The sequence below is a fragment of the Limnohabitans sp. genome (assembly GCF_044361985.1).
GTDB lineage: Bacteria > Pseudomonadota > Gammaproteobacteria > Burkholderiales > Burkholderiaceae_C > Limnohabitans_A.
The window spans coordinates 1-3,294 of the sequence record NZ_JBIKHV010000167.1; the positions used below are offsets into that span (position 1 = coordinate 1).

The 3,294-nt window shown below is 60.1% G+C and carries 3 protein-coding genes; 2 read left to right on the top strand and 1 reads right to left on the bottom strand.

Annotated elements, in window-relative coordinates; genetic code table 11:
* Positions 1-1,052 (top strand): 3-deoxy-7-phosphoheptulonate synthase (locus tag ACIQ3A_RS14530; protein ID WP_396432439.1); only part of this gene is annotated, 1,052 nt, incomplete at its 5' end.
* A 63-nt stretch (positions 1,053-1,115) separates the two neighbouring features.
* Here the strand turns inward: ACIQ3A_RS14530 and mpl are convergent.
* Positions 1,116-2,483 (bottom strand): UDP-N-acetylmuramate:L-alanyl-gamma-D-glutamyl-meso-diaminopimelate ligase, encoded by a 1,368-nt coding sequence (gene mpl, locus ACIQ3A_RS14535; RefSeq protein WP_396432440.1) that lies wholly within the window; start codon positions 2,481-2,483, stop codon positions 1,116-1,118.
* Positions 2,484-2,542: 59 nt separating this feature from the next.
* Here mpl and ACIQ3A_RS14540 point away from each other — a divergent pair, with 59 nt between their 5' ends.
* Positions 2,543-3,127, top strand: a complete 585-nt coding sequence (locus ACIQ3A_RS14540) for a hypothetical protein (RefSeq protein ID WP_396432441.1) — start codon at positions 2,543-2,545, stop codon at positions 3,125-3,127.
* Positions 3,128-3,294: the final 167 nt, after the last annotated feature.

Here is a 3,294-nt window from a genome sequence, read left to right on the forward strand (position 1 = left end):
ATGAACGCATCAAGGACATCACCGTGCTCCCGCCGCCCGAACATCTGATTCGATTCTTCCCGATCGCCGGCACCGCCACGGAAAAGCTGATCTCTCAAACCCGCCAATCGATTGCCAAAATTGTGCATCGCAAAGATGACCGACTGCTGGTCATCATCGGCCCATGTTCTATTCATGATCCGGCTGCAGCGCTGGATTACGCCCGCCGCCTGAAGCCCCTTCGGGACCAATACGCCGACACCCTTGAAATCGTGATGCGGGTGTACTTTGAAAAACCCCGCACCACGGTGGGCTGGAAGGGTCTGATCAATGACCCCTATCTGGACGAGAGCTACCGCATCGACGAAGGCCTGCGCATTGCACGCCAGTTGCTGATCGAGATCAACCGCCAGGGCATGCCCGCAGGCAGCGAGTTCCTCGACGTGATATCCCCCCAATACATCGGCGATCTGATCAGTTGGGGAGCCATTGGTGCCCGCACGACCGAGAGTCAGGTGCACCGCGAACTGGCTTCTGGCCTGTCCGCGCCCATCGGGTTCAAGAACGGCACGGACGGCAACATCAAGATCGCCACGGATGCGATCCAAGCCGCAGCGCGGGGCCACCATTTCCTTTCGGTGCATAAAAATGGCCAGGTCGCTGTTGTGCAGACCCAAGGTAACAAGGATTGCCACGTGATTTTGCGCGGCGGCAAGGCCCCCAATTACGATGCTGAAAGTGTCGCAGCCGCGTGCAAGGAACTCGAAGCCGCCAAGCTGCCCGCCACCCTGATGGTCGATTGCAGCCACGCCAACAGCAGCAAAAAGCACGAGCGACAGATCAATGTGGCGCAAGACATTGCGGCGCAGATCAGCGGCGGTTCACGCCAGGTGTTTGGCGTCATGGTCGAGAGCCACCTCGTCGATGGTGCCCAGAAGTTCACCGCCGGCAAGGATGACGTGACCAAGCTGGCCTACGGGCAAAGCATCACCGATGCCTGCATCGGATGGGAAGACAGCAAGCAGGTGCTGAAGGTTCTGTCGGATGCTGTGAAGGCGCGACGCTCACGCTGAATTGCACAGGTCTTGCGCCATGAAAAAGCCCGCATCTGCGGGCTTTTTTAGGGGTGATGTGCGCTAGCGTTGCAAGGCTTCCAGCAGCTTGGCGTGGATGCTGCCAAAGCCGCCATTGCTCATGCACAAAAGGTGGTCGCCAGGCTGCGTCTGGGCCATGACTTGTGCGATCACCTCATCAATGTTGGCACCCACTTGCGCTTTTTCGCCCATGGGTGCGAGCGCAGCCGCTGCATCCCAGCCCAGACCGCCCGAGTGGCAAAAAGCCAGATCGACTTCTTCAAGGCTCCAGGGCAACTGGGCTTTCATGGCGCCCAGTTTCATGGTGTTGCTGCGCGGCTCGAAGATGGCCAGGATGCGCGCCTTGCCAACCTGTCGACGCAAGCCATTGACTGTTGTACGAATCGCGGTGGGATGGTGGGCAAAGTCGTCATAAACGGTGGTGCCATGGACGGTGCCGCGCACCTCCATGCGGCGCTTGACGTTTTCAAAGCTGGCCAGGGCCTTGGCTGCGATAGACGGGCGCACGCCCACATGCTCGGCGGCGGCGATGGCCGCCAGCGCGTTGAGTTGGTTGTGCACGCCGCCGATGCCCCACTGCACGTCGGCAACGGGTTGGCCCGCCTGCAGCACTTTGAAGTTGGACGGCTCGCCTTCGGCCATGAAGTCGCTCACGGTCGATCCAAAGCTGCGGACTTCGCTCCAGCAGCCTTGTGCCAACACCCGTGTCAGGCTTTCCTCCAGGCCGTTGACCACCACCCGGCCCGAGCCGGGCACGGTGCGCACCAGGTGGTGAAACTGGCGCTCAATGGCGGTCAGGTCGTCAAAAATATCGGCGTGGTCGAATTCGAGGTTGTTCAAAATCGCCGTGCGTGGTCGGTAGTGCACGAACTTGCTGCGCTTGTCGAAGAAGGCGGTGTCGTATTCGTCGGCTTCTATCACGAAATGCTTGCCGCTGCCAAGGCGGGCGGAGACGCCAAAGTTCAAGGGCACACCACCGACCAGGAAACCGGGTTGCAGACCGGCTTGTGCCAACACCCACGCCAGCATCGAGGTGGTGGTGGTTTTGCCATGCGTGCCAGCAACGGCCAGCACATGGCGGCCCTGCAACACGTGCTCTGACAGCCACTGAGGACCGCTGGTGTAGGGCGCACCAGCTTCCAGGATGGCTTCCATCAGTGGGAATTTGGGGCTGCCATCGCCCAAGCGGGCACGGCTGACGACGTTGCCAATCACATACAGGTCGGGATTCAAGGCCATCTGGTCGGCCCCAAAGCCCTCTATCAAACCAATGCCCAAAGCGCTCAATTGGTCACTCATGGGGGGGTAGACGCCCGCGTCACAGCCAGTCACCCGGTGTCCAGCTTCACGTGCCAAGGCGGCCAATCCACCCATGAAGGTGCCACAAATGCCCAAAATATGTATATGCATGCCAGGATTTTAGGGGGCGGCAAGCCCCGTCCATTTTCAGCCGGGCACAATCAGGGCCCATGAACGATGTCGCCCTCGAAATTGCAGCCACTGCCGCCCGCCTGGTGGTGGAAGAAGGCCTGGCTTTTGGTCCGGCCAAGCACCGCGCCCTCAAGGCCTTGGGCCTGCCTGGCCGGACGGCCTTACCGACCAACGATGTGATCGAGTCCGAGGTGCGCGACTACATTGCCTTGTTTTGCGCCGATACGCAGCCTGCCGAGTTGCGGGCATTGCGCGAACTGGCCCAGGTCTGGATGCTGCGCTTGAAAGAATTTCGCCCGCATTTAGGGGGGGCTGTTTGGCAAGGCTGGGCCACACGGTTGTGTGACATCGATCTGGCCTTGTTTTGCGATGACCCCAAATCGGCGGAAATTGCCCTGATCAACCAGGACCAACGTTATGAGGTGCAAACCGTTCGTGGCCTGCACGGCGATGACGTGGATGTACTCAGCTTGCACAGCTTTTGTGAGCCTTTAAAGGAAGATGTCGGAGTTCACCTGCGTATTTATGATCTGGACGATGTGCGCGGGGCCCTTTTGACCGATGCGCAAGGCCGCTCGCCGCGGGGGGATTTGGCGGCGCTTGAGCGCCTGCTGGCTGCATGAAAGACAATTTAGACATGAACAATCAAAGCTCTGGTGCCTCGAGGCGCAATCTGATTTTGGGGGTTGGTGCAGCTGCTGCCGTGGCCGGTGTGGGAATGGCCCTGCATCGTTTTGAGCCCAAACCTGTGACCGCATCGGCGGCTCACCCGCTGTGGGCCCAGCAGTTT

Excerpts from the sequence above, each read along its gene's own strand:
- mpl (WP_396432440.1), bottom strand. The coding sequence starts at position 2,483 with ATGCATATACATATTTTGGGCATTTGTGGCACCTTCATGGGTGGATTG.
- ACIQ3A_RS14540 (WP_396432441.1), top strand. The coding sequence starts at position 2,543 with ATGAACGATGTCGCCCTCGAAATTGCAGCCACTGCCGCCCGCCTGGTG.